The sequence below is a fragment of the Leclercia sp. W6 genome, from assembly GCF_003336345.1.
GTDB lineage: Bacteria > Pseudomonadota > Gammaproteobacteria > Enterobacterales > Enterobacteriaceae > Enterobacter.
In genome coordinates this window covers 4870706-4895793 of the sequence record NZ_CP031104.1, presented here as the reverse complement: position 1 = coordinate 4895793, position 25088 = coordinate 4870706, and the positions used below count along the sequence as shown (strand labels likewise).

At 50.2% G+C, this 25088-nt stretch carries 32 protein-coding genes and 2 pseudogenes; 13 read left to right on the top strand and 21 right to left on the bottom strand.

Going from position 1 to position 25088, the window contains the following annotated elements:
* Positions 1 to 9 precede the first annotated feature (9 nt).
* The 16 genes from DVA43_RS24130 to DVA43_RS24055 all read right to left on the bottom strand — a co-directional run bounded on the left by DVA43_RS24130 (position 10) and on the right by DVA43_RS24055 (position 8558).
* Entirely contained in the window at positions 10 to 279 is a 270-nt protein-coding gene (locus tag DVA43_RS24130; protein WP_114317012.1) for a hypothetical protein, read from the bottom strand.
* 100 nt (positions 280 to 379) lie between these two features.
* Entirely contained in the window at positions 380 to 673 is a 294-nt protein-coding gene (locus DVA43_RS24125) for a hypothetical protein (RefSeq protein ID WP_114317011.1), read from the bottom strand.
* A 114-nt stretch (positions 674 to 787) separates the two neighbouring features.
* Positions 788 to 991, bottom strand: a complete 204-nt coding sequence (locus tag DVA43_RS24120; RefSeq protein ID WP_114317010.1) for a hypothetical protein — start codon at positions 989 to 991, stop codon at positions 788 to 790.
* 12 nt (positions 992 to 1003) lie between these two features.
* Positions 1004 to 1456 carry a lysis protein gene (locus DVA43_RS24115; protein WP_114317009.1) on the bottom strand — a complete coding sequence of 151 codons (453 nt, stop codon included), beginning with the start codon at positions 1454 to 1456 and terminating at the stop codon, positions 1004 to 1006.
* Positions 1446 to 1949, bottom strand: coding sequence for a lysozyme (locus DVA43_RS24110; protein WP_114317008.1), 504 nt, complete (start codon positions 1947 to 1949; stop codon positions 1446 to 1448). The genes DVA43_RS24115 and DVA43_RS24110 overlap by 11 nt, the downstream gene beginning before the upstream one ends.
* A gap of 1 nt (position 1950) precedes the next feature.
* Entirely contained in the window at positions 1951 to 2181 is a 231-nt protein-coding gene (locus tag DVA43_RS24105) for a class II holin family protein (protein WP_051916132.1), read from the bottom strand.
* A 266-nt stretch (positions 2182 to 2447) separates the two neighbouring features.
* Positions 2448 to 3269 (bottom strand): antitermination protein, encoded by an 822-nt coding sequence (locus DVA43_RS24100; RefSeq protein ID WP_114317007.1) that lies wholly within the window; start codon positions 3267 to 3269, stop codon positions 2448 to 2450.
* 17 nt (positions 3270 to 3286) lie between these two features.
* Positions 3287 to 4276, bottom strand: coding sequence for a DUF968 domain-containing protein (locus tag DVA43_RS24095; protein WP_114317194.1), 990 nt, complete (start codon positions 4274 to 4276; stop codon positions 3287 to 3289).
* 7 nt (positions 4277 to 4283) lie between these two features.
* Positions 4284 to 5081: a KilA-N domain-containing protein gene (locus tag DVA43_RS24090; protein ID WP_114317006.1), complete on the bottom strand. Its 798-nt coding sequence runs from the start codon at positions 5079 to 5081 to the stop codon at positions 4284 to 4286.
* A 101-nt stretch (positions 5082 to 5182) separates the two neighbouring features.
* On the bottom strand, positions 5183 to 5551 hold the full coding sequence (locus tag DVA43_RS24085) for a RusA family crossover junction endodeoxyribonuclease (protein ID WP_114317005.1): 369 nt from the start codon (positions 5549 to 5551) through the stop codon (positions 5183 to 5185).
* Positions 5548 to 5796, bottom strand: a complete 249-nt coding sequence (locus DVA43_RS24080; protein WP_114317004.1) for a hypothetical protein — start codon at positions 5794 to 5796, stop codon at positions 5548 to 5550. Before DVA43_RS24080 ends, DVA43_RS24085 begins: the two co-directional genes overlap by 4 nt.
* Positions 5797 to 5805: 9 nt before the next feature.
* Complete coding sequence (locus DVA43_RS24075; protein WP_114317003.1) at positions 5806 to 6684, bottom strand: Dam family site-specific DNA-(adenine-N6)-methyltransferase; 879 nt, start codon at positions 6682 to 6684, stop codon at positions 5806 to 5808.
* Complete coding sequence (locus DVA43_RS24070; RefSeq protein WP_114317002.1) at positions 6681 to 7442, bottom strand: helix-turn-helix domain-containing protein; 762 nt, start codon at positions 7440 to 7442, stop codon at positions 6681 to 6683. Before DVA43_RS24070 ends, DVA43_RS24075 begins: the two co-directional genes overlap by 4 nt.
* Positions 7396 to 7614: a DUF4222 domain-containing protein gene (locus DVA43_RS24065; protein WP_114317001.1), complete on the bottom strand. Its 219-nt coding sequence runs from the start codon at positions 7612 to 7614 to the stop codon at positions 7396 to 7398. The genes DVA43_RS24070 and DVA43_RS24065 overlap by 47 nt, the downstream gene beginning before the upstream one ends.
* 163 nt (positions 7615 to 7777) lie before the next feature.
* Positions 7778 to 8332 (bottom strand): YmfL family putative regulatory protein, encoded by a 555-nt coding sequence (locus DVA43_RS24060; RefSeq protein WP_114317000.1) that lies wholly within the window; start codon positions 8330 to 8332, stop codon positions 7778 to 7780.
* Positions 8333 to 8360: 28 nt separating this feature from the next.
* Entirely contained in the window at positions 8361 to 8558 is a 198-nt protein-coding gene (locus tag DVA43_RS24055) for a Cro/CI family transcriptional regulator (RefSeq protein WP_114316999.1), read from the bottom strand.
* Positions 8559 to 8650: 92 nt separating this feature from the next.
* On the opposite strand from DVA43_RS24055, the gene DVA43_RS24050 reads away from it, so the two are divergent.
* Positions 8651 to 9310, top strand: coding sequence for a LexA family transcriptional regulator (locus DVA43_RS24050; RefSeq protein WP_210406691.1), 660 nt, complete (start codon positions 8651 to 8653; stop codon positions 9308 to 9310).
* Positions 9311 to 9569: 259 nt separating this feature from the next.
* On the opposite strand, the gene DVA43_RS24045 is transcribed toward DVA43_RS24050, so the two are convergent.
* Positions 9570 to 9821 (bottom strand): bssS family protein, encoded by a 252-nt coding sequence (locus tag DVA43_RS24045; RefSeq protein ID WP_114316998.1) that lies wholly within the window; start codon positions 9819 to 9821, stop codon positions 9570 to 9572.
* Between the two features lie 492 nt (positions 9822 to 10313).
* Between DVA43_RS24045 and DVA43_RS24040 the strand changes: the two genes are divergently transcribed.
* The 10 genes and pseudogenes from DVA43_RS24040 (at position 10314) to DVA43_RS23990 (ending at position 15925) form a co-directional block, all read left to right on the top strand.
* A complete protein-coding gene (locus tag DVA43_RS24040) occupies positions 10314 to 10685 on the top strand; it encodes a hypothetical protein (protein WP_114316997.1) in 372 nt (123 codons plus the stop codon).
* Positions 10686 to 10715: 30 nt separating this feature from the next.
* Positions 10716 to 11540 carry a YfdQ family protein gene (locus tag DVA43_RS24035; protein ID WP_114316996.1) on the top strand — a complete coding sequence of 275 codons (825 nt, stop codon included), beginning with the start codon at positions 10716 to 10718 and terminating at the stop codon, positions 11538 to 11540.
* A 132-nt stretch (positions 11541 to 11672) separates the two neighbouring features.
* Positions 11673 to 12209: an HD family hydrolase gene (locus DVA43_RS24030; protein WP_114316995.1), complete on the top strand. Its 537-nt coding sequence runs from the start codon at positions 11673 to 11675 to the stop codon at positions 12207 to 12209.
* Positions 12210 to 12414: 205 nt separating this feature from the next.
* Positions 12415 to 12618, top strand: coding sequence for a hypothetical protein (locus DVA43_RS24020; protein WP_114316993.1), 204 nt, complete (start codon positions 12415 to 12417; stop codon positions 12616 to 12618).
* Positions 12615 to 13346: a site-specific DNA-methyltransferase gene (locus DVA43_RS24015; RefSeq protein WP_114316992.1), complete on the top strand. Its 732-nt coding sequence runs from the start codon at positions 12615 to 12617 to the stop codon at positions 13344 to 13346. Before DVA43_RS24020 ends, DVA43_RS24015 begins: the two co-directional genes overlap by 4 nt.
* Positions 13343 to 13675, top strand: coding sequence for a hypothetical protein (locus DVA43_RS24955; RefSeq protein WP_210406690.1), 333 nt, complete (start codon positions 13343 to 13345; stop codon positions 13673 to 13675). The genes DVA43_RS24015 and DVA43_RS24955 overlap by 4 nt, the downstream gene beginning before the upstream one ends.
* The gene (locus DVA43_RS24005) at positions 13675 to 13959 is read left to right on the top strand and encodes a hypothetical protein (RefSeq protein WP_114316991.1); all 285 of its coding nucleotides are present in this window, start codon (positions 13675 to 13677) and stop codon (positions 13957 to 13959) included. The genes DVA43_RS24955 and DVA43_RS24005 overlap by 1 nt, the downstream gene beginning before the upstream one ends.
* Positions 13956 to 14528, top strand: coding sequence for a 3'-5' exonuclease (locus DVA43_RS24000; RefSeq protein WP_114316990.1), 573 nt, complete (start codon positions 13956 to 13958; stop codon positions 14526 to 14528). The genes DVA43_RS24005 and DVA43_RS24000 overlap by 4 nt, the downstream gene beginning before the upstream one ends.
* A gap of 39 nt (positions 14529 to 14567) precedes the next feature.
* Positions 14568 to 14774, top strand: a complete 207-nt coding sequence (locus tag DVA43_RS23995) for an excisionase (protein WP_103822585.1) — start codon at positions 14568 to 14570, stop codon at positions 14772 to 14774.
* Positions 14735 to 15925, top strand: a pseudogene (locus DVA43_RS23990) (Arm DNA-binding domain-containing protein). Before DVA43_RS23995 ends, DVA43_RS23990 begins: the two are co-directional and overlap by 40 nt.
* A 573-nt stretch (positions 15926 to 16498) precedes the next feature.
* Here the strand turns inward: DVA43_RS23990 and DVA43_RS23985 are convergent.
* Both DVA43_RS23985 and DVA43_RS23980 read right to left on the bottom strand, forming a co-directional pair.
* Positions 16499 to 17437, bottom strand: a complete 939-nt coding sequence (locus tag DVA43_RS23985) for a transposase (RefSeq protein ID WP_246842254.1) — start codon at positions 17435 to 17437, stop codon at positions 16499 to 16501.
* Between the two features lie 137 nt (positions 17438 to 17574).
* A complete protein-coding gene (locus tag DVA43_RS23980) occupies positions 17575 to 19587 on the bottom strand; it encodes a flagellin (RefSeq protein ID WP_114316989.1) in 2013 nt (670 codons plus the stop codon).
* Positions 19588 to 20703: 1116 nt separating this feature from the next.
* On the opposite strand from DVA43_RS23980, the gene DVA43_RS23970 reads away from it, so the two are divergent.
* Together DVA43_RS23970 and DVA43_RS23965 are read left to right on the top strand one after the other, a co-directional pair.
* A protein-coding gene (locus DVA43_RS23970; RefSeq protein WP_087451024.1) for an IS3-like element ISSen4 family transposase occupies positions 20704 to 21824 on the top strand; the annotation gives its coding sequence in 2 pieces (ribosomal slippage) (positions 20704 to 20962 and positions 20962 to 21824; 1122 coding nt in all).
* Between the two features lie 104 nt (positions 21825 to 21928).
* Entirely contained in the window at positions 21929 to 22438 is a 510-nt protein-coding gene (locus DVA43_RS23965; protein WP_246842253.1) for a hypothetical protein, read from the top strand.
* Positions 22439 to 22508: 70 nt separating this feature from the next.
* On the opposite strand, the gene DVA43_RS23960 is transcribed toward DVA43_RS23965, so the two are convergent.
* Both DVA43_RS23960 and DVA43_RS23955 read right to left on the bottom strand, forming a co-directional pair.
* Entirely contained in the window at positions 22509 to 23093 is a 585-nt protein-coding gene (locus tag DVA43_RS23960) for an inovirus Gp2 family protein (protein WP_072050101.1), read from the bottom strand.
* Positions 23094 to 23532: 439 nt separating this feature from the next.
* A pseudogene (locus tag DVA43_RS23955) lies at positions 23533 to 24903 on the bottom strand (YfjI family protein).
* Positions 24904 to 25088: the final 185 nt, after the last annotated feature.

The following is a 25088-nucleotide window of genomic DNA, read 5'->3' as shown; positions in this document are numbered from 1 at the left end:
GTGCTTTAATCAGTCGAGCGTTATTCTGTTCTCAAATAAGAAACTGTAAATAATGTCATACTTTTCAGTATAAATTTCTGCAACTCTTTCAACATGCTCTTGATTCTTTATTTTATTTTTAGAATCAAGAATATAGTTTTTTACATACTGCGACTCTACCGGCTTGTCGTTTGATGTAATCAATTTATACACTGATTTGTAGAACCGCTCTTGATCGCTAGGGTGGTGGGTATCCCAAGTATCTACTTTTAACCAAGAGTCCAAGGGGGTTAAATCCATCGTGAGCATCTCCTTACGTATAGGGGACACTCAGAATAACCGCATAATATATATTGAAAAAGCATTATCGAAGCTCCTCAGTGAAGAGCTTCTGTAATGACTAGCAATCTGCGTCAGGTCGTGCAACAGCTCGACAAGCCCACATACAGGCTTCCTGCATTTTAGTGCGGGCAATAGACAGGCTGCGCATAGCGTCATCAATCTCACGTGCCTGCTCAGTGCTCAGCATTGCTGGCCCATTACGGACAGCCAGCAGCTCTCCGCGTTCGGTATCGAGCAGGCTGCAGAAATGGCGGCTTACTCCTTTCAGGCGGTTCATACGCTCAATGTCGCCAGGTGTTAACGTGCGGTAGCCCTTAACGGTGCTGCCATCCTGCGGTTTTGCTTCGTTCATTGATTTACCTGTGGGTTGATGGGCCAGCTTCGTGACGCTTCACAGCGTGGCTAACCGTGTTGTGCAGAGTGGAGAACATCATCAGGCGCTCTGCTTGAAAGCGCCTTGTGATGCTTAATCGCTGCTGCAACTTCCCGATCCGCTGTCATAGCTACTGCCGCTATCACAGGAGGAGGAAGAGTCAGACCAGATCGGGCTAAGCGGGCTGGCTGGGTTAAGCGGGTTGAGCAGGCCAGATGAAGAGCTGCTCTCAGCCTGACGGCGGCGGCGCTCATCTTCTTCCCGGCGGCGGCGTTCATAGTCGGTGATGTGAGTCATAAATCCTCTCTGTTATTTAAGGCACTGCTCTCGCACATAAGCCTGCAGGCCGTTTAACTGGCTGGTAACGGTTTCGATTCGCTCTCGGAGGGTGAAATAATCCCGTTCAGCGGAGTCAGTAAGTCGGGGGCCGGTGCCATCATCCATGCCGGTGGCGTCGGGCGCTCCGTTCGTGACGCATTTGGCGTTGAGCTGCAACCGACGCTTGCCAGAAGCAACATCGCGCTCAAGCTGATCGATAGTGGCTTTTGCATCCTGAAGTTCTCCGGTGTATTTGGCATCCAGTGCAGCGACATCACGCTGACGGGTTTGCATGTCGGTGATGGTGGCGTTTGCTAGTTTCAGGTTTTGCTCGGCGGCGTCGGCTCGCTTCGTCTCATCAAGCACCTGACCGAGCAGAAGGTGAATAACCAACAAGGATAAAATCAGCTCGATGCCGATTATCAGCCAGGCTTTAGAGGTCATTTTTACTCTCCGCCAGGCACATTGAGCGCTCCATCTCTCGCCGGTTCTGGAGGCCTTTCCACTTCATGCCACCAGCGTAAACCCAGCGGCGCATTTCTTCGCACGCTCCGTCGTGATCACCTTTGTTCAGCTTGCGCAGCAGCGTTGACTTCGAGAACGCGTCAGAACCAACGTTAAAGACGAAGCTGTAGAGCGCGGCGCGCTGATACTCGCCAAGCGGCACCTTAACCAGATTGTCTACCGTTCGCTTTGCTGGCTGGAGATCTTTCCATAGCAGCTGGTCACATTCGCGATCGGTATACTGCTTCCCTCTGACGATATCCCGTCCTGTGTGGCCGTCGCAGACAGTCCACACCCCGGCGACGTCTTTATATGCTTCGTATTTCCGCCCTTCTACACCATCCTGCCCGCCGAGAAACAGGGAGGCGATCAGCATTGCACCACCACCAGCAGCGGCGATGAGTTTGTTACGCAGACTACTGGTCATTGGCATATCAGTCTTCTCCAACTTTCACCGCCGGGCCGTATTTCTCCAGCGCCTTAACCTGCGCATTAGCGACCTTGCGTTTGAAATACCAGTTAATGAGTCCTGTAACGATTATCCCGGCAATACCAGCCAGTACGCCGATGGCGCTCCATTCGTCAGGACTCAGTTTTGTGAGGACGCCGTTCAGGATGGTTCCTCCTGAGGTGCCGAGGGCGACTCCGGTGACAAGTTTGCTCATACGGGACATTTCTCTCACCTCGCTGTTAGCGGGTGCTGTGTTGTTAGGGTTCAGGCTCTCCGGATAAATTAACGTCAAAACGAGTGATGGAGGTCCGAGAGCCTGAAATAGAGAAGGCCACCAAACGGTGGCCTCAGAAGCGAAAAACCCCGCCGAAGCGAGGTTTCAAATTAAACTTTAACCTTGAACATACAATGCCCATCGTTAACGTCAAATTTACACAAAAACGGCAACATTGCAAGTAACGTGATGCGAAAATATGATATTTAGAGCAAACTTTGCATCCTTGTTACTTTTTTGAGTTCCGCGTCTGCGTTGCTTTCCTCCTGAAAGCACTTCGTCACTAGGCTTTCATAAAACGGCTTCCAGCTATATCGCCAGGTGCGATCAGGAAGACTGTCCAGTTCGGCTAGAACGCCGCGATACGCCACGGATGATTTCGGCCTGCTGTACCCTCGCCCCTCACAGCGTTTGCACTCCTTATATACTGGAGCGCCCTGCAATTCGGTTTGCTTGCGGTCGAGGGTTTGACCAGATCCGCCACACTGGCAGCGCTTACTGATCTGCCCGGTACCGTTGCACTTGCCACACAGCTGGTGGTCAACATCCTCTATCTCGCGGAAGACTTCAAAATCAGACGGGGACTGGCCCAGATCCTTGGCGAATTGAGGTAGGCGCATCGTGTAATGGCTTTTGGTGATCACGCTGGTTCTGGTAATGAAGCCCTTGCCCCGGCATTTCTGGCAATCGGTACTGTCAGCAGCTGATGAGGCGTAATCCTTGAATGCGAATCTGGCGAGGATCCGCATGCAGAGAGGAAACTTTTTACCAGCTGCTTTGCGTACCGCCATTGGTGCGTGCTGCTTGGCGTACTCCGTCAGCCAGTTGATAGCGGCTTCTTTATCCTGTGGGCTGATACCTGCCTTCCCCAGGTACATAGCCAAACCGATCTCGGCGTCGGCCTGGGTCATGCCCAGCGCCGCCATGATGTCGGTTACCGTTAACTGATCGCCCGCGGTTGCGCGCACGCTATCAGAGATGTGCATCCCTTTCGGTGCAAAAAACTTTAAAACTCCGTCCAGATTCATAGCGTTCTCCACTCCGTCTACGCCAGTGCGCCGATGGCCAGCGCCCGGTCTAATGTTTTCAACAGCAGCTCCGGCTGCGTGCCGTACTTCGCTTCAAATGCCACAGCGTCAGCGTGCAATTCGTCGTGATGCGCTCTGCACAGCGGAATCACGAACAAATCATGCGCTTTGGTGCCCATGCCACCCATGCCGTGGCCGATCAGGTGGTGGGGGTCGTCTGCCGGGTTCTGGCAACATACGCACTGCTGCGCCTTTACCCAGCGGGTGTATTTCTCGTTTTGCCAGCGTCGGCGCTTTGGCCTCAACATGAAGGATTCGGGCGTCTCCGGATCCACCTGCAGCGCCAGCACCTTTTTAACCGCCTCCTCTACAATGCTGGTGGGCGGTACCGACGGCACAATGTCAGCCTCACGCGTCACCGACTGCACTTTCTCTGCCGGAATACGCAGGACCTTGCGCGCCACCGTCTCAGGGATGGCGTGCGCCAGCTTGTTGAGCGTCAGCCACCAGCATAGTTCTGGCAGGGTCACGGCGTGCGAATCATCGAAACCCAGCCCGGCGCGAACAACTGACAGTAGCCAGGCTACCAGGTTCTCCCGCGCAATGCCCGCCAGTTCGTTAGTAAATTGCTCCCGCACCCGGATATCGCAGGCCCAGCACAGCCGCAGCACGCCGGGCGTATGCCGCATGGTGACCATTTCGTGGTGGTGATAGTCGCTGTGCCGGTACTGACAGCCGGATTCCCGCATCAGCCAGGCTTCAAGACATGACAGGCCACCAGCCCGCTTAATCACATCGGCATGCTCAAACACGGGCACCATTGCCGGATCCTCCGCCAGCGGCTGCCGCGCCGCCGGGAGCTCTCCGGCTGGAAGACCCGCCAGGCGCTCCGGCTCGTTCTCCAGAAGAATGCGTCCACGTTGGAAATGCGGCATAAGCTCAGGACCAGGCCGGAACGCCACGATCCCGAACTCTTTTACGACGACAGGGGTTAGTAACGCTCTCACAGACACCTCAATGCACGGTTTCGAGCAGGCGCAACAGCTCCTGAAATTTTGATTCGAAGAAATGCGGCTGCGTCTCGCGCGGGTTCGCCGGACTGGTGATGTTTTTGCCGTACATACAACCCTTAGCTGTCATCGCCCAGAAGCGCTTAATACCATTTACACCCGAACGGCTGCGACGCTCCTTATGCTCGACGATCCCCAGCTTGGCCAACTGCTGGTAAGCCAGCGTAGCCGACATTCGGATGCCGTTTGCTTTGAGCAGAGCGCTCAGCGACTGCGTGGGGCGACTGGAGCCATCAGGCGCACCGGCTGGTGCGTCAATGGCGTACTGCGGGGCAAGGTTCGGCAGACCAACAGCATCCTGCAGCTTCTGGCATGCACCGAGAACAGAGGAATTGGAGAGGTTAAGAGATCGCTGCATAAAATCGAGCAGGATGACGCCTGCCTGCATCTTATCTGCCGCCTGGCTTTGAAGAGTGGCAGGCTGATTTACAGCTGCATCAAACGTACGGATCACCCTCAGGCTAAACTGCGGGCTGATCCACATCGCGTAGGAGTAGACCAGCTCTTTACAGACGTAACTGCCCTGCTCTTTGCCGCCGCGGATAACGCTGACCGGGTCCGGCGTTTCCGAGTTGCTAATTTGCAACTCGCTTATTAATTGTTCAGTTTGTTCGTTGCGAAGCCAGAACGCTGGCTTGTGCTTATCCTGAGCGCCAGCAGCACGATGAAGATCGTTAAGGCAGTAACGCCCAAAAATATCACGGCGTACGGAAACGCCGTCAATTACGAGTAATTGACTCATTTTGTTCTCCACTGATTGTATTGCGAGAGGCCTGCACGCCCGCTTCGCTTGTACTTTTTGACATTACTGCTGATTTGCATAATTTTCAACACCCCCACTGTCTATGCATACAGGCCGATCGTTATCTCAACCTTGCCTTTGGGCGTTACCGGCCCCCACTCCACCAGCATTCGCTTAATCTGGCTGTCGTCCTCCCAGATGCCTGCGTGGGTCAGCGCATCGAACAGCGCTTTGTTATAGTTGTCGATGTCGCGGCGCCGCGCGTCCGGCGGGAAAAGAACGATCTCCACCGCCGCTGGCGCGCTGCTGGGCTTCGGTAATCTGCGCAGTTGCTCAATGATCGCAGCGCAGGCATCGCTCTGGTACGCACGCCCTTTGGCGCTGATGAGGTGGCGACCGGCCAGCGGCCCCTTATTCGGGGCGCGCCAGTAGGTGTTTACGCTCGGAGGGAACGGCAGCACCAGTTTCATTTACCCTCCGGGATCAGCTGCGATGTCTGGCTGTTGATTTTTATGCCGCGATGCGCGCCCGGGACTATCGTTATTGCCTCTTTGCGCTGCAACGCACGCAACTGTAGGGCGGCCGCATTCGGCGACACCACGCCCATCAGGCGGGACAGTTCTGAGATAGTCGGCGGATAACCGTGCTCGCTCTGGTATTTCACCAGCAGATCGAAAACCTCCTGCTGGCGCACCGTTAATAATTTATTGACCACTGCTACCCCCTACAGAACCGCAACGATATCGCTGACGGTTTCGCGTGTACTGGATTTACTGGATATCGCGCGCCGGGCGCGGACGTAGTTGAGTTCAAAGCCGTGCTGCTGGTACAGATCAATGATGCGGGGCGCTGATGAGTTGCTGATCACCACTCTGGCACCCCGCTGGTGGGCGGCTACACAACATTCTGCCAGGGTGACCTGGTCTTCCCAGCCAAAACCGCCTGGCGCATAACTGGTGAACCCGCTGGTACCCGGCAGCGGCTCATACGGCGGATCGCAGTAAACGACATCGCCTTCGCCAGCCAGAGAAAGCGTGCGGCGGAACCCGGCATTCATGAACACGCAGTTGCTCGCCAGCGCAGTGAACGCCTCGATCTCTTTTTCAGGGAAATATGGATTGGGGTATTTGCCCCAGCCAACGTTGAACTTTCCGGCGAGGTTGTAGCGGATCAGCCCGTTGAAGCAATGCCGGTTCAGGTACAGGAAAGCGGCGGCGCGTTCCGGCCCGGGCAGCAGCTGCCCGTTAAAATCATCGGCGACGTCGGTATACCCTGCGGCGCTGTTCCTTGTGCTGAACAACTGGCGGGCGTGACGAATTACGACATCCGGTACCACGGCCAGCATCTGGTATAGATGGATCAGGTCCGCGTTGACGTCCGCAAGCAGGAAAGAGTCGTGCTTACGGGAGTTGATGAACACAGAACCACCACCAACAAACGGCTCAATCAGGCGCTGCCCGGCAGGGATCAGGCGGTCGATATCCGGCAACTGGTGGTATTTTCCACCAGCCCACTTGAGGAACGGGCGCTGCCAGGTTCGCGGTGACGGTGATTCGGCTGGCAGTGTGGCTGCAATACCGTCACAAACAGATCCGTATCTCATCCGTTCACCACCCGGAAGCCTTTGGCTCCCTGCGAATAGTCGGTGCCGACATAGCTGGATTTAAAAAGCGGATCCTCTTTGATGCCGGAACTGGCTGGAATCATCCAGTCGTCTTCGTAGTGCATGTCAGGGCCGAAGAAGGTTTTGGCCTGTTTGACAAACTCGGTACCGGTCTTGCCTGTTTGAGCAACAAACCCGGCATAGCGCTTCACACCCTCCAGCATGACGAGAGGCGGCACCCCTTCACGAACGCGGGCATCCCAGGCTTTCAGCGCAGCACTTTTCGAGTTACCACCTGCCCGCTTCGGATATAACGCCCAGGCCAGATCAAATAAGTTTTCATTGACTGATTCATTGACTGGTTCAGAGAACTGACTGGTTCCGGGTGCAGCTCCTGCACCACTAACCGGTGCAGCAGATTCACCACCTGGTGCAGGAGATTCACCACCCGGTGCAGGACGTGCGCCAGAGGGTGCAGCATTTGCACCACTGGGAAGGTTGAGTTTATAAACGTTGGTACGGTTCAGACCTGTGGCCGCCTTGCGGACTTCAACCGATACCAGACCATCCTCAACCAGCTGTTTGATATGGTTTTGCACAGAGCGCTCCGATATCTCGCATTGCTCTGCGATATAGGGAACGGAGGGCCAGCATTCGCCCTGATCACTGGCGTTATCAGCTAGTTTGATCAGCACGAGCTTGCGCAGCGGGTTACCCACTTTTGCTTTCATGGCTCTGACCATTAATTCCATGCTCATCTGGACTTACCTCAATTTCCCTGAAATCGCGCTTGAAGACCTGGAGCGGACTTGAGCACTCATGTGGGTAGCCAGAACGCAGGTAGATAACGCGCTGCACTTCTGGTTCCCAGCGGATGACGCGAACGGGGATCCCCCGGCGGTCTTTAAACCAGCGGTCGAGTTCGCGCATAAGGCCTTTGCCCTCCGGTAGTACACACCCACAATTGCAGTGGCGCGGCTGTGGTTACATGCCACCCAGCGGTTTGCTACTCTGCGTTCATACCGAAACAGCGGAAGGCCCGGCACCGGGATCATCCGAAGTTGCGGTAAGCGGTTCTTTGCCGTTAAACTGTTCATGCGTTAGTTTCTCCACTGTTACGACACGCCACGACGCCCGGAGCTGCACACTCGCGGGCGTCACTCTTTTCCGGCGCGCAGAAAACGCGATAGACAAGTGACGTGTGTTCCTGAAGCTTCGCGATCGCCCTGTAAAGCTCGCTATCAATCGCAGAACGCTCGTGCGACTCGATTACTCCATCCTCAATTGCTGCCCTAACCTCTTGGGAATAACGACCAATCTGCTCGATCGCCTCAAGCAGGCGCTGGTTGATATCGCCGTTGTCAAAATCCTCTACCTCAGGCATAGGCACGAACAGTCCGCCAGATGCGCGGCTTATTGCATGAGCGATATAGTTCGAACCACCAGCTCGCTGAAGAACCAGCGCCCACCCAAGCGGGAAGATCTGATCGCCATCGGTGCGAAGCCGGTTAAACAAGGCATGCTCCGTAACGCCCAACCACTCAGCGGCTTCGGCATACCCGCCAGGCAGTTCTGTGATTGTCTTTTTGATAGCTGCCACCAGCCAGGCTGGCTGCTTATCTACTTTCCATTCGGGTTGTATACCCACGGCTCACCTCTTTTCTCTGTGGTTAAATTCAATCTGTTGAATCAGTAAACTTTTGATAAAGGGTCGCGTCGTACTTGAGTTTGCCTTTAGTGATCCGCTCAATAACAAAAGCCTGCTTTTGTGGGATGATCTCTCCCCAGCGACACACAGCTGGATGTGAAATCCCGAGAGCGCTGGCGGTTTTGGCAACGCCACCAAAGTGCTCAATGACTTCTGATTTACGCATAGTTCCTCCTGGTTAACTTACGCACCAAAGGTAACAAAAGGTACATTAAATAGCAAACAACAGTTACAGGAGTTATATGTAACATTGGTTACATGAAAACAGAGATGAAAGACCGAATCAGATCCCGGCGCGTCCAGCTCGACATAACACAACAAGCTCTTGCTAAAAGACTTGGGGTTAGTCGTGTGTCCGTCACTAAGTGGGAAAGCGGCACAACAAAGCCTGATGGTGAGAATCTTCATCAGCTAGCAACGGCGTTGCAAACGAGCCCAGAGTGGATTCTTTATGGAAAGGGCGAGGAGCGGCATGATGACACCAAAGTTATCCCATTCCTAAAAGCACCAACAGCCGTCCCAATAATCTCAGCTGTTCAAGCGGGAATGTGGACTGATACTTATGCATGCTCAAGGCTTAATGACGTGATTTCATGGACGCAAACCACAGCAAACGTTTCTGATGAAGTATTCGGTCTGGTAGTTCGCGGGGAGTCGATGACCAACCCCCATGGGTTGCCATCCATTCCAGAAGGATCCATCGTAATTGTTGAGCCACACTACGGGCAATTAGAGGATTTATACGGCAAGATTGTAGTCGCCATACTGGATGGTTCAGCTGAAGCAACAGTGAAAAAGTTAGTATGGGATAGCCCATTCTCGTATTTGATGCCTCTTAACCCCGCATTCAAACCATTACCTATTGATGGCAATTGCCGGATCGTTGGTAAGGTTGTTCAAATAACCCAGAATATCTAAGTCACTAATTTTGAATGCCAGCTTTCAAGTTGGCATTTTTTTTACCCCTCAAGGTAACATAAAGTACACCCATCACTTGATCTTCTTTGTAACTAAAGGTACATTCAAAGGCAAGCAAGGTAACTAAAAGATAACTGGCTCGTACGTACTAATTAATGACGTAGACGTGACAGAGAGGGTTGAGGCATGTCGGCATTAAACAGCACCACTGTTGAGCAGCGGTGCTTCGATAAAGAAGAGGTGGTAGAGCTATGGCAGCTTAGTGCTTGTCTGCTTGAGGGCTTTGAATGCCGGAATTTTTCAGGTTCAAAACATGCCTTTGCAAATCTGAAATCAAACTCTCAGCCATCTCAGGGGTTATTGCAAAAAACTGAGTCTCTTGTGCTGATTCCATCGATTGCATTGGTGATGACAAAAACTGGAATTTAAGCACGAGCGCATCGTAGCCGGGTAACGGTCCAGCCTGCCACCCTGTTACAGGAAATACCGGGATATCGTCTTGTTTAGACATGAACTTTCCTTGCTTGGTTTGAACTCCTGTAAGGATACCACCGAGCCTGAAGTGGTGAAAAGACAGGCACACAACATGGAAGCGCACTCCTTCAAACCAGTTATGGGTGACAGGCGTGAAAACAGCGGAGTGCGCTTCCAGTTGTGATGTGTTCGAGCGAACTGCAGCGCCGGCCGACGCAAAGACCCGAGAATCGGCTGAGCCGTAGCAACTGACGGCCAATACCAAAACAGAGCGGCGGGAAGTAAGCGGGGTAGCGACCTGGTGTCACAACCAAAATAACAAAAGTAGCAAGCGTGGTAGTTGTTTGGCGGTACCAGTTGTTATCCCTTGCTGGCTGGTACCGCCCCTTTTTTACGCAACACACGAGAGCATCACCGGGTGACGGGCTCATAACCCAATCCACCCGGGCGGCTTCCTAACCGCAGGTGCTCTCCTGTGTTGTGTGGAGAAACTAACTGGCGGTGGCAGCCGCCTTCAGAGGGTAAGCCGATGAGTAATGAACGTTTGACCGATGTGCCCGAGTTTATGGGCGAGCTGGATGGAGGCGTGTTCCAGAACAAGATCGCCGTAGCGCTGAGTGAAGTCGCCTTCGGCGTGCTGAACAACGGCCAGAAGGGGAAAGTTACTTTGACCTTTGAGCTGGACCGCATGAGCAACTCTGTCGAAGAGAAGCGCGTGATGATCAAGCACAAGCTTGCTTATGTGCGCCCTACCCCTCGCGGTAAATCCTCAGAAGAGGACAGCACCGAAACGCCGATGTACGTCAACCGCGGCGGCAAGCTGACCATCCTGCAGGAAGACCAGGGGCAGCTGTTCAGCCTCAAAGGCGATCCGGATGCGAAGCTGCGTTCGCAGCAGTAACCTACCATTCACCCACGTTAAGGAAACACCATGTCCCACTCTTTAGACGGTACTGCGATCGAAAAAATTAGCGATCTGACACTCTCCCGCTACATGGAAGAGAAACTTGAAGGTGTGGATTGCCCTGCTGCTGTAGTTCCGCAGGGAGTCCGCATTGAGAGCCTGGAATCGCTTTGCATGGAGCGCTACCGCTTCCGCGGTAAGATGGTAACCGCCAGTATTGAAGACTTTACGCGCTATTCCACTGGCTACGCTGATGAAGGTAGCCGCTGCTTTATCAACGCCGACGATATGCGCGCCGCAGCGGTCTTCAACCTCGGCACAATCGAAAGCCCAGGACATGCAGACAACACCGCGCAGCTGGCGCTGAAAAAGACCGCCCCGTTTGCCTCCCTGCTGGCCATCAATGGCGATCGTCACTCCCAGAAAGAGCTGGCCGAGTGGCTGGAAGACTGGGCAGAAAATCTGACCGGCTTTGATGCCGACGGCGAGGTTATTGACGCCAAAAAATCAGCAGCAGCGATCCGCAAAATCACTATCGAGTCCATCCAGAAAGCGGACTATGAGGATCAGGACTTCAGCGGTAAGCGTTCTCTGATGGAAAGCGTTGAAGCTCGCACGCAGGACATCATGCCGGTGGCGTTCGAGTTTCGCTGCGTGCCGTTCGAAGGCCTGGCGGAGCGTCCATTCAAACTGCGGCTGAGCATCATCGGCGGCGATCGCCCTACTCTGGTGCTGCGCATTGTCCAGCTGGAAGCCCAGCAGGAAGATATGGCCACCGAGTTCCGTGATCTGCTGGTCGAGAAGTTCAAAGACAGCCAGGTGGAAACCTTTATCGGTTCTTTCAGCGCTTAATTACGTTGCCTTAAATGCCCCGTATCAGGGGCATTTAGTGAAGCGAAATTAAATTAACGATCGCCAGCAGGCGAGGGATTCGCTCAACCAAAAATCAGGCGCGGTGCAGCGCGTATTAATGGAGAACACGTAATGTCATATATTCAAACACTGTCCGGGAAGCATATTAACTACCTCGATATTCATCACGAAGATATCGTGATCGAGGATATCGCCACGGCCCTTTCCCACATCTGCCGCTTTGCCGGCCACCTGCCGGAGTTCTACAGCGTTGCGCAGCATTCGGTGCTGGTGAGCCAGCTGGTTCCCGCAGAGTTCGCGCTCGAAGCGCTGCTGCATGATGCAGCTGAAGCCTACGTCCAGGATATTCCTGCACCGCTGAAGCGTATTCTGCCTGACTACCGTCGTGTCGAAGCGTATGCGGATGGCGTGATCCGCGAGAAGTTCGGACTGCCGGCCCACCAGCACCCCACCGTCAAATATGCCGATCTGGTCATGCTCGGTACCGAACGCCGCGATCTGGACATCGACGACGGCACTGTGTGGCCCGTTCTCATCGGTATACCGCCAACAGACCTGTTTACCGTCATTCCGCTACGCCCGGTGCAAGCCTACGGTCTGTTCATGGCCCGGTTCAACGAGCTGATGGGGATCCGCAAATGCGCCTGACCACAAGACAGTTAGTGGCTGAAGCACACCAGGCTGCCCGGTCACTACCACCGGAGTCAGCGAAGTTGGTCACCGAACTGGCTACGCGACTTGATGTAACCCGAGCCGCGCTATGCGAATCACTGAGCGAGCGTGACCGGCTGGCGGCAGACGCCCGTCGTAACGCCGGAGAGGTTGTTTCAACACTTCATCATGTAGCGGCAAAATGAGCAAAGTCAAAACCCATACCGGTACCATCATCATCAAGGACGGCGAGAAGACCGTGAAGCTGCATGAGACGCCGACCACCTGGTGCGTTGGCCAGCGTGAAACCTATCGCAAGGAAGACGGCCGCCGCAGTGGCGCGCCGTTTACATCCCGGCGTCTGAAGCTGGCAACAATTAAGCCGATCGAAGGCGGTACAGCATGAGCGTCATTCTGCACAATGCTGATTGCTTCGATATCTTCCCGACGATTGCCGATGGTTCTGTCGATCTGGTATGTGCTGACATCCCCTACGGCACCACGCAGTGCCGCTGGGATTCGGTTCTCGACTTATCGCTGATGTGGGAGCAGCTCTATCGCATCGCCAAGCCGACGGCGGCAATCGTCCTGTTTTCAGCCCAGCCGTTTACCAGCGTGCTGGTTGCCAGCAACTTACGGCACTGGCGCTCTGAATGGATTTGGGAGAAAGGTAACGCCACTGGCTTCCTGAATGCCAAAAAGCAGCCGCTGCGCGCGCATGAAAATATCGAGGTGTTTTACCGCCGCCAGCCGACGTATAACCCGCAGATGACTGAGGGCCATACCCGCAAGACCAGTAAGCGGAAGACCGTTAATTCGGAGTGCTACGGGAAGGCGCTGACGCTGACTGAATACGATTCGACAAAGCGGTACCCGCGCGATGTTCAGTTCTTCTCGAGCGATAAGCAGATCGGGAATTTCCACTCGACGCAGAAGCCGCTGGCGCTGGTGAAATACATCATCGAAACCTACAGCAATCCCGGCGATTTGGTGCTCGATTTTACTATGGGAAGCGGTACCAGCGGCGTTGCCTGTCAGGAGCTCGGGCGCGCTTTCATCGGGATCGAGAAGGAGTCAGACATTTTTCAGGCCGCATGCCAGCGCATGGGTGTTAAACAGGAGTGTGCAGCATGAACAAATTTACCAAAGAGCAGTTGATTGAGAAGCTTGAGCGCCGTCTTGCGGTAACAACCCATTACCCTGATGTTGAAGAAGCGCAACTCGATGCGCAAATCTTCAAAATCGCACTGGCAGTACTGACGGCTAAGCCATTCATGTACGGCATTACTGACCCTGACGGGGATCCGCATTTTGATGAAGAGTGCGTAGGCAGCGATGCGGGGATACTACAGGACGAGGTTGATTGTCTGAACGATGAGGCGTGCGGTGGCGACGGGCCACGCGGCGTAGAGAGTGACGAGTACCGGGTAGTAGCACTGTATCGCCTGCCGGAGATTGAATAATGCAATTCACCAAAGAACAGTTGATCACTCGCGCAAAAGAAAGTATTGCCGAGCTGAATCTCATTGCAATTAGCGTCACCGGGCATGAGGCCGTGACGGTAGCTCTGCAAATTCAGGTTGAAGAAACCGCGCTGGCAGCGCTGACAGCAAAGCCGTCGATTCTGTATTACCCGCACACCGGCACTATTATTTCTCCTGGCTCGCTTGGATACGATATCAAGCCAGGAGGCTTCATAAAGCTTTACACCGATGCGCCAGCACTGCTGGCAGAAGGAAAAAAATGAATCACTTAATGATCGACCTTGAAACGATGGGCAATAAGCCTACCGCACCAATCATCGCGATCGGAGCCGTGCTGTTTGAGCCCTCTACTGGCGAGTTGGGTCCAGAATATTATGCCGTTGTTGATCTTGAATCTTCCATGGTACGGGATGCAATGGCGGACCCTGGCACCATTCTTTGGTGGATGAAACAGAGCGCGGAAGCACGGGCAGAGATCACCAGCGATAAACGCGTCAATATCACCAACGCGCTGGGCGGCCTAAGGCGCCTGATAGATGAAAACTGTATTTCGAAAAACCTGCAGGTTTGGGGGAACGGGGCAACTTTCGACAACGTGATCACCCGGGCCTCTTTCGAACGTCATGGCCTTTTCTGCCCATGGCAATTCTGGAATGACCGCGATGTACGAACAATCGTAGAGCTGGGTCGCGCTGTGGGGTTTAACCCGCGCTACGAAATTCCCTACGAGGGTGATATGCATAACGCCCTGGCGGATGCGCGGCACCAGGCGAAGTATGTTTCGGCAATATGGCAACGACTCATCCCGATCGCCAACGATAATATTGTTTAAGATAAACGCCCGGGTGCAGCCGGGCTAGTGGAGAAAATTATGCTGAACCTCGATTGTGTCCCTATCTCAGCCTATTGCAATGAAACTGGTGAGAGCATTGATGCCATTAATAAGCGCTTACAGCGCGGTGTTTGGCGTGAAGGCGTTCAGGTTCTGAAGGTGGAAGGCGTTAAGGAGAGATGGATTGATCTAAGTGAGGTAGCTAAATGGGCAAGACAGAGTCGCCTAAACTCCCGCGCGGCGTGACCATCAGGAAGCACAGCTAGGGTGAAACCATCAATATCACGTTCACTTATAGAGGGGTGAAATGTAGAGAGCCCCTTTCCAATTTAGAAGTGAGCCCCAAAAACCTGAAATACGCCGAGCGGACCCTCGGCGAAATTCATAATCAAATCGAGCGTGGAACATTCGTTTATGCAGAATATTTCCCGCGATCCGCACGGTTAAAATTATTTGGCAATGCGGCTGCTGGAAAGACAATAAAAATGTACTTGGACGAATACATCAACATCTGTGAAACGCGAAAACTTTCGCCGTCTACTATTGGCGGTTATAAAAAATGTCGTAGCGCTCTGGTAGCCCTTCATTCACTGCCTGCAAGCGAGCTGACACCGGCGGCGATGAAAGCATGGATCCAGAGCCGCACCACCACGCTGAAGACAATTCGCAACCAACTTTCTTTCCTGCGCTCAGCGCTTGACGAGGCTGTAACAGATGGCGTGCTCCAACTCAACCCGGTATCTCTGGTCACGGCATCCCGGTATCAAAGCGACAAATCGACTGCTGAAAGCGACTATATTGTCGATCCACTTTCACCAGCAGAAGTAGATGCCCTCCTCTCCTCTGCCGGTAATAAGCAGTGGGAAAACCTGTTTATGTTCGCTATCCAGACGGGTTTGCGCAGTTCCGAATTATGCGCGCTGCGCTGGCGCGATATCGACTTCATCGGGAAGACTGCGCACGTTCAGAACGCGAGTGTAGTTGGCGTCATTAAGGGGACGAAAACAAAGGCAGGAACACGCAAAGTAGAACTTAACGATGTGGCGATGGCAGTGCTGGCGAATCAGAAAACTTTCACCTTCATGAAAGACGCAACGATATTCGAGGATCCGAAAACGAATAAGCCTTGGGCCAGCGCAGACGCGATCCGCAAAAAAGCTTGGGTCCCAACTTTACGTAAGGCGGGGATTAGATACCGCAACCCTTACCAGACCCGGCATACATTTGCGACGCGCCACATCAGCCAGGGCGCCAACCTTTTCTGGCTCGCCGGACAGATGGGCCACAAGGGGCCGGAGATGCTCTTCAGGCATTACGGATCTTATTTGAAAGAGTACGACGGAAACACTGAGCGAAGACCACTGCTTGCCAGCGGCGGGACACGAAAGGAGCCGTAAAGGAGCCGCGCGGATTTTTATGGGAAATTAATTCATATTTATTAGTGGCTTAAAAACTTTCGGACACGGGTTCAACTCCCGCCAGCTCCACCACTTTTGATAGGACTGCAACCGGACAGTGGCAATAAAAACAGCCAGTTACGGACACTGACCAGACAGCAGGCAGACCGAGAAAAGACAAAAATATGCACGTGAAATGCACGTGCACTTTAAAAGAACCCCAGATTTCACACTCTGGGGTTTTTCTATTTGTAACTAAGGGTAACAAAAACCTTTCACCCTTTTGCACTCTACTCGCCTCGAGGCTGTTTTTTTTCACAGCAAGCGCTGTATATAATCACAGTCATATTAAAGCAGCGTTCGATGACTGATTTAGTAAAGGTGCACAAACTGGTTGCCAAAGTATTGACCAGACGTTGACATTCTCAGTACTAATAACCGAGATTTTTGCTTCATCGGAAGTTGAAATAACCCCCCTCCACAAACTGACACGACATGCCCTGCCGCCAGCAATTCATCTAAGGTCATATAAACAGCTGTATATAACTCTTATTTAATCATTAATAAACTACGCTAATCGCCTAACCGAATTACCTGACCACCTAACCATTCTTGTTTATACATTAACTGTCTAACAAATTCATAACCCATGCTTACAAAACCATTATTTTTATCAGGTAAAGAATCCGTTAAATTAACCAACTCTACAATAGCGTGTTTTTTGCATATTGCTGTAGTTATTTTATGTAAGGCATCCAGTCTGCGCCTGCTTGACCTTGCTTTTACGCTATCAATTTTCTTTTTAGTTTTTAGCCAATTGCTGCTGTATTTTACTTTTCTGCCTAGTATATTATTAAGGTTCCTTAGCTTTTTATTACCTTCCATGCTGGTAAATTGCTCGACCAGGCTCTCATTCGATGTAAGTTGCACAATACATTCATTATTTAGCAAAACTTTGGCTTTGCTGAATGATGGATGAACGGGTTCAGGAACAACTACTTCTGTATTAAAACTTATATACCATTTATCAAGCTTTCTTGAAATAGTAACGTTCTTTAATACTCCTGTTATCTCTCGGCTTTTACGATACTTAACCCACCCTAGTTTGGGTAATGATACCAAATGTTTTTCTTGGTCCAGCCTGACTCTTTGGCAAGGCACTCTAAAAGAATCATTACGGCCTTTCTTTTTGAATCGAGGGTACTGTGATTTTCCCGAAAAGAAATTTTTAAACGCTTTATCCAGATCCCTTAATGATTGTTGCAAGCACTGAGATGGAGCCATTTTTAGCCATGCAAGGCACTCTTCATTTTTCCAATTAACTAATTCTGATGCCAGTTGATTGTAGTTTAAGAATTTCTTACCCGAATCATAATTCTCATTAATAAGAGCGAGTCCTTTATTGTATACAAATCGACAGGAACCTGCGAAAACCAAAAATTCATTGATATGATTTTTATTCGGCTCAAGCAAAAATTTAAACGCCTGTTTCTTAATCACAATAGAACCCATACACGCTCAATTTGGAAAATGCAATTTTAAATTATGATCGGCTTTTTTATCGAATGAATATGACGTCTATTTTCAGCTATATTCACTCGATAAAAAAGCCCTGCATGTGCAGAGCTTTACGGTTCAGTAGTGCTAAATTAGCCCTGCAGCAGAGACAGAACCTGCTGAGGAACCTGGTTAGCTTTAGCCAACACGGAGTTACCGGCCTGCTGGATGATCTGCGCTTTAGACATATTTGACACTTCGGTCGCATAGTCGGCGTCCTGAATACGGGACTGCGCTTCAGACAGGTTGGTGGTGGTGTTGTTCAGGTTGGTTACTGCAGAATCCAGACGGTTCTGTACAGCACCCAGAGAAGAACGGAATTTGTCGATCTGGCTGATTGCATCGTCCAGCGCTTTCAGTGGGTCAGCGGTAGAGGTGGAAGCGGTAGTCGCTTCGGTAGTCAACTTACCATCAGCAGTTTCATAAATGGTACCGCCAGTGCTGTTGGTAATAGCACCGTTCTTCTGTTCAAAGTAAGTTACATCTTTTGTCCCCGCGCTGGAAAGCGCTCCGTCGTCAACATAGACATCAGCATTGGCGGCAGTTTTAACAACACCAGCGTTAACGGTGTGAGTGGCTGAACCAGTACCACCCATATCAAGGGTAAAGTTTGCACCTTTAGTCAGGTTGGCCATGCCTTCAGCGCTGACATGTGCATTAGTGATATTAACTTTGTCAACTTTAGCCAGGCTGGTGAAGTTAGCGCTGCCAGTAGTGCTATAAACAGTGTTCTGACCGGTACCTGATGCGACGGTCATAGTCGCTGTTTTACCATTAGCAACTAATGCGTCTAATGTTGCAACTGCGTTACTCCCTGCAGTAGGAGTGAAACCACCAGTAGTCGCATCAAGATAAAGTGCGCTACCGTCAGCCGCAGTAATTTTACCATCATTAGCAACGATAATATTGGTTGACGCGCCGCCGTTGATGCTCACTTTGGCAGTAAATGCACCATCTGCCAGAATCTGGGCATTTGTTGAAGTCTGGCTGCCGGCACCGTTCGAGCTCACAGACATCCCGGAAGCTGCACCGGACGTAAGAGTGATTTTAGTCATAACACCAACAGGAACTGCGCCAGTCGAGTTGCTGTTTGAAATTAACCCGTCCCAAGTTGCAGCAGCATCGCCACCCGCATTGGTCTTCGTCAGGTTACCTTGCTTATCTAAATACAGAGTCGCGTTGTCATCTGCCGCAGTAATTTTACCATCCTGGGAAATGTTAACTTTCTGTTCTTTAGTACCAATCGTAACCGTTGCCTGAGAAGAATCCCCAGTATTTGGGTTAATAATGCTCAGTGTCTTCGCTGAATCTGCGCCTGTTGCATCGAAGCTGTATGATTTGCTTGCCGCGTCGTATTTGTAACCTGCGGTTGCAGCCACACCGAAGGCATTTGCGCCGCCGCCAGTGATAACTGATTTATCAGAAATATTTGCCAATAAATCAGCTGCTGATGCCTTACTGTTATTGATGGTGTTCTTATAATCAGTCACACCATTCGCATCAGTTGTGCCTTTAGTAAAACCAGCTAATTTCAGATCGTCAGCCGTTGCTTTGGTATTCGCTACTTCACCTTTACCGTTAACGTTAAACCCGGTCAGATTTAAAGTAGAGGAATCAATTTTTTTCAGGTCAATCGTGATGGTTTCACCATCGTTCGCGCCAACCTGAATTTTCATGGAACCGTCTTTTGCCAGCACGTTCACGCCGTTGAACTGGGTCTGACCAGATACGCGGTCAATTTCGTCCAGACGGGATTTGATTTCGTCCTGGATTGAGTTCAGATCGGATTCAGAGTTAGTACCAGTAGAAGACTGAACGGTCAGCTCACGGATACGCTGTAAGTTGTTGTTGATTTCAGACAGTGCGCCTTCAGTAGTCTGTGCAACGGAGATACCGTCGTTGGCGTTACGGGCAGCCTGAGTCAGACCTTTAATGTTAGAGGTGAAACGGTTAGCAATCGCCTGGCCAGCAGCGTCATCTTTTGCGCTGTTGATACGCAGACCGGAAGACAGACGCTCAATGGCAGTAGACATTGAAGACTGGTTTTTGTTGATGTTGTTCTGAGTGATCAGCGAGAGGCTGTTGGTATTAATAACTTGTGCCATGATTACAATTCCTGTTTAACTGGTCGTAATTTAAGTTTACGGCTTCCACCTTTGGGCTCCTGCGCCGTTGAATTTACTATCGGCAAGCCCTTCGGAACCTTTAGAAAAAAATAGCAAAGTTAAACGAAATAATTTACGCATTGTATTTCTTGAAAAATTTAAAATACGGAGCAATTTGTACTATAAACTCCTGTTCGTGTGGGAGAGCATGATGGCTCGCGCTTGGCCCTCGTTGGGCGAGATACCTTTGAAGATCATTACGTGGCATTCGATCCAATCGTTAGCCCCCTTTAACGACCTATCCCAGTTGACCGTTACTAGAGGCGAAACAAAGCCGTCCGTTCTCAGGCAACGGTAATCTTTGGGGTTAAGCTGAATAGCAGCATGGAAAGCCGAGTTAATGTCTGATTGGCGGGGCATGGTGACCTCTCAACTTTTATTACTGTGTATTTATACAGTAGCTTTAAGAGGGGGGCCAGGGCAAGGAGGCTGTGCCTATTGATAATTACCGCTGAACATCTGGTTGTACAGCCGAATTAACCAAGCGAGTGCATAGAAATTTTTCAGAGACAGAGGTTAAGTCGATGCCGGGCATGCTTGAAGAGGTTTTCGAAGAGGCCAATATGTGGCTGGTTTCGGAATGATCTATGTAAACCCCTAAGGACTGCACCGATCATTACAAGCCGCTTCGTGCCCAAAATGATTAAATCACTTGTTTAGGCCAGCGCCTTTTGCGCGGAGTGGGAAGGATTGAGCGCGTAGTAAGCAGGGTTCCACATACGGAACATAACGCACCGTGTGGCAGGTTTAGCACGGGATTGAAGGAAGTGAAAAAGAACCGGTTACTTCTGCATACAGGACAGATAAACTTCATAACAGGTATGACCCTCACGCCGCTGGCTGAACTGACATCATACACAGTTTCGTTATAACTAAAGGAGCAGTGGTTAACATTTCTTAATATTCCTGTAGCCGGACTTAAAAAGACCGACTCACAAACATTAACAGAGGCAATTAACCAGCAGCACTCGCTGTTTATGGCAAGTGACCTGCTCCCCGTTGATTAGTACACCCCGATGTTAGTAATGTCTTCATAAGCCACATGAGGACATCCCCATGAAGAAGCGTTTTTCCGACGAACAGATCATCAGTATTCTCCGCGAAGCCGAAGCTGGGGTACCCGCCCGTGAACTCTGCCGCAAGCATGCCATTTCCGATGCCACGTTTTACACCTGGCGTAAGAAGTATGGCGGTATGGAGGTGCCTGAAGTTAAGCGCCTGAAGTCGCTTGAGGAAGAGAACGCCAGACTCAAGAAGCTGCTTGCCGAAGCCATGCTGGATAAAGAGGCGCTTCAGGTGGCTCTTGGGCGAAAGTACTGACGACAGACCAGAAGCGGGAAGCCGTGATGTTGATGTGTGATGCGACCGGTCTGTCGCAACGTCGTGCCTGCAGGCTTACAGGTTTATCCCTGTCGACCTGCCGCTATGAGGCTCACCGTCCGGCTGCTGATGCGCATTTATCAGGGCGCATCACTGAGCTGGCACTGGAGCGCAGGCGTTTTGGCTACCGTCGTATTTGGCAGTTGCTGCGCCGTGAAGGGCTTCATGTTAATCATAAGCGCGTGTACCGGCTTTATCACCTCAGTGGCCTGGGCGTAAAACGCAGAAGACGTCGTAAAGGGCTGGCAACAGAACGTCTGCCGCTGCTCCGTCCGGCGGCGCCCAATCTGACCTGGTCGATGGATTTCGTCATGGACGCACTTTCCACCGGTCGCAGGATCAAGTGTCTTACCTGCGTCGATGATTTCACAAAGGAATGCCTGACGGTCACTGTTGCCTTTGGGATTTCAGGCGTTCAGGTCACGCGTATTCTGGACAGCATTGCACTGTTTCGAGGCTATCCGGCGACGATAAGAACTGACCAGGGGCCGGAGTTCACTTGCCGTGCACTGGATCAATGGGCCTTTGAGCATGGTGTTGAGTTGCGCTTAATCCAGCCGGGCAAGCCAACGCAGAACGGATTTATTGAGAGCTTTAACGGACGATTTCGCGATGAATGTTTGAATGAGCACTGGTTCAGCGATATCGTTCATGCTAGGAAAATTATTAATGACTGGCGGCAGGATTATAACGAATGCCGCCCGCACTCCACGCTGAATTATCAGACACCGTCTGAATTTGCAGCGGGCTGGAGAAAGGGTCATTCTGAGAATGAAGATTCCGACGTTACTAACTGAGTGTTGTATCTAATCGTGGGGGCAGGTCATTTGTACTATCGCTGGTTGAAAGTATGCTTACGAACCCGGTAGTACGCCGTAGGTTTGATGATCAAGTCTACAGGATGTCTTTTGATGAACCGGGCACGGTTAGCGAAACTATAGGTGGGCTTGTTTTTCTGGCTGATGTTAACTGGTACCTAGGGCTTGGGCTTATGAACTCGAATAAAAATGAAGCGATAAAGTGCCAACTCCTAGCTATTGAATACCTTGATTACTGTCGTGGTCTTGAAGATCAAGAATTGTGGCAACAGCAACAGACCACAAAATTAGATGTTTCGGCGCAGGGGGGCAGAAGTAAAGCTGCTCGCTTTGATTCCATTAAAGCCAAAATTATCAGTCTCTTGCAGGAAGCTTGCCCCTCAGACGGATGGAATACTAAATCAGAAGCTTTGAAGAGCATAGAGAATGGGATTAACGAACTGAAATGGCCATCTGCCAGCGATCAGAACAATCTGTACAAAACTGGAGCTGAAATATTTGCAATGAAGATGCGCCAGGTTGAGGTCTGGTCAAGTCAGGATCAGAAAATCAAAGCTGCATTTGATAGTGTCGTAAAGCCTAAAAAGAAATAGATGCACTTGAGGTCTAATATGCTGGCAGTTTAAGCCTTAATAGCCAAACTGCCATCTCACTACGCGCATGTTACCTGCGGCTCATTCCAATTGAACGATATCCATCGTCATAACACTTGGTATGGTCTTTCGCCAAGTAATCCATACGTCTCAGCAATTCGTTAATCCGTTGCATATAATTAGCGGAATATCCGTTTAAATAAAAACAACCGTTCTCAGTCATATTCGCTAAACCTGAGTATTGTTCCGAATCCAGACCTAACGCACTACACCATGCCTGCTGGATTAATGCGTATAAACTGTCATCTGCATTATAACTCCCGGCACCGTGATAGAAGTCTTTATTCAACAACAGTAATACATGGTAATGTTTACGGCGGTTAAGTTCACCTACTTCACGTACCCATGCATACCGTAATCTATTAGATCGGTTACGTTTCCATCGTAGGTTCTTACGTTGGCAATCGACCAGCAACTTAGCTTTCAGTGATTCAATAAAACGAGTAACCTCTTTGTTCGAATCACCATACTGATAGTGGCGGGGAAAACGTAAATCAACACGTAGTGCTAACGTACGTGGAAACTCGTCTACTGCATTACGAATAACATCGTAAAATGCCTGCTGGTAGTAAGCATTCAAGGAATTATGTTGCATGTTAATACCTGAATAAATAATTAATATTGAGGTGAGTAAGAATAAATAACCATACGATTAATAATCATGATAATGTAGCATGCAGATATGCACCTGAACATTATCGGGTAGTAAGCATTAACCGTATGATTTCACATGATTAATATAATTAATGGGTTATATGGGCATAGTGCATTAGAATTTTAATAATTAATCTGGATAGATAGTGTATGTGTTAATAACAACATGCACACCAGTAACAGGTATATATATTACCAATAAACATATATTACTATACCGACAGTAATTTCATTAGTGAAAATATAACAATAAGCCCCTCCGCCTGAGTAAATCTCACGAAAAATGATAAGTGAGATAATAATTTTACTCTGATATTAGTTTTCAACAATTTTGGGCATTTCCACCGGCAAACCTCGCGATTAGTTGCGATCAGTCGCAACTATCGCGGCCAGTAGTGCTTATACGCTGCATTTTTTGTAAACGGATTGTTGCGAAAATAACGGCCTGCATAAACCATTCGTGCCTTGCGTCTTGAGCGGACGATGTCTATCGCGCCTTCCTTTTCAAGTCTCTCAATGACTCTTTCCAGTAACTTGCCTTTACGTAATACATTAGGCCCGGCATTTCGTATTGTATTAAATCTGACATGATCCATCTCTGTTTCATAGTACTCACGACGAAGCCATGATAATAGCAGCGCTTCATAGTAGCCCTCCTGAGCCCCAAAGACCTTTATTGCCTGTTGCATGTACCATTCACATAGCAACCAGGCATTTTCAACATATTCTTTTTTTATCGCGCATTCACCTTCGGTATAGTAACTCAGCAGCGCGGCCAGACGTGCAACATTATTCGGAAGTTTGGATGCAAAATCATTCATGTTTGCATATTCCTTATCGGGACCAATACTGCTTTCTATTTCATCATGAATTTCTTTCCATGCCTCCAGGGCGGAGGGCTCGAATGATAAACATGTCTGATGCCCGGTCCCGTGTTGAGAAGCACTTTTTTCTACCAGTTCATTCATACGCTGGTAGAAGTGATTAAGATTCTCCAGCTCACCTGACTGAGGGGAAGATAGACGACTAATAAAACGCTGGCCCTGTGTCGATAATTTCGTATCAATATACAAGATAAAACAGCGTGCAAACAAACCACTCCCGCGTGCATTTTCGCCCTTGCGTTTTAAAAAATCGTAAAATATTGCTTTTTGTACCATGACTAACAACGTAATACGTCCATTCTTAATCGTAAAACTCGGCCCTGTTTTCCGATTGACATGAAAACTTTCATCATCCCATATGGAGTTCATAAATCCCAAATCACTCATGGTCCGTCTGCTAAGTATATTAGCCCCCTCATCAGTTATTAGTCCTGTTTGTGGCGAGTGGGTATACATTTCAAACTGCAGGGCTTCAGGGGTGACATTATTATAAATATACCTTCTGGCTTTCGGTTGTACTGGCTTTTCAGCAGATAACTTTTCTAACTGCCGTGAAAGTTTATCTGTACATAGTCCTTTCATAGTGTCTTTATCAATGCATTTCAGAAGTGCATTTTCTTTCTTGCTCCATATTTTAGACTGGACCTCATGTTCTTTCTTCTGCTTTTCATACTAGAGTAATACACGCAGATCATGCTCATGAAAAGGTTTTAATAGCAGTTTTTCCACCGCTGTTTTTCTCTCGCCAGAATCTGCTATCACGAATGAATACAATGACACCGGAGACTTCATGGTGTCTGTTATTTTTACATTAATCAGGCTCTGACACGCCAGTGATAATCCACTCAGCAATGTTAATGCAATCATTTCCCCCGGGGCTTGTGTGCATTCCTCAATATCAAAAATAGTTTCACGTAATGACGTGGGGAAAGCGTTAAATGGAAACTCCTGCATGACAATACCTCCAGAAAATGTTGTTTTGATAATTGAAAACTAATCTGGAATGCGATCGCAAGTCAATATGAAAAACTGATATTTAGTCCAATCCGACA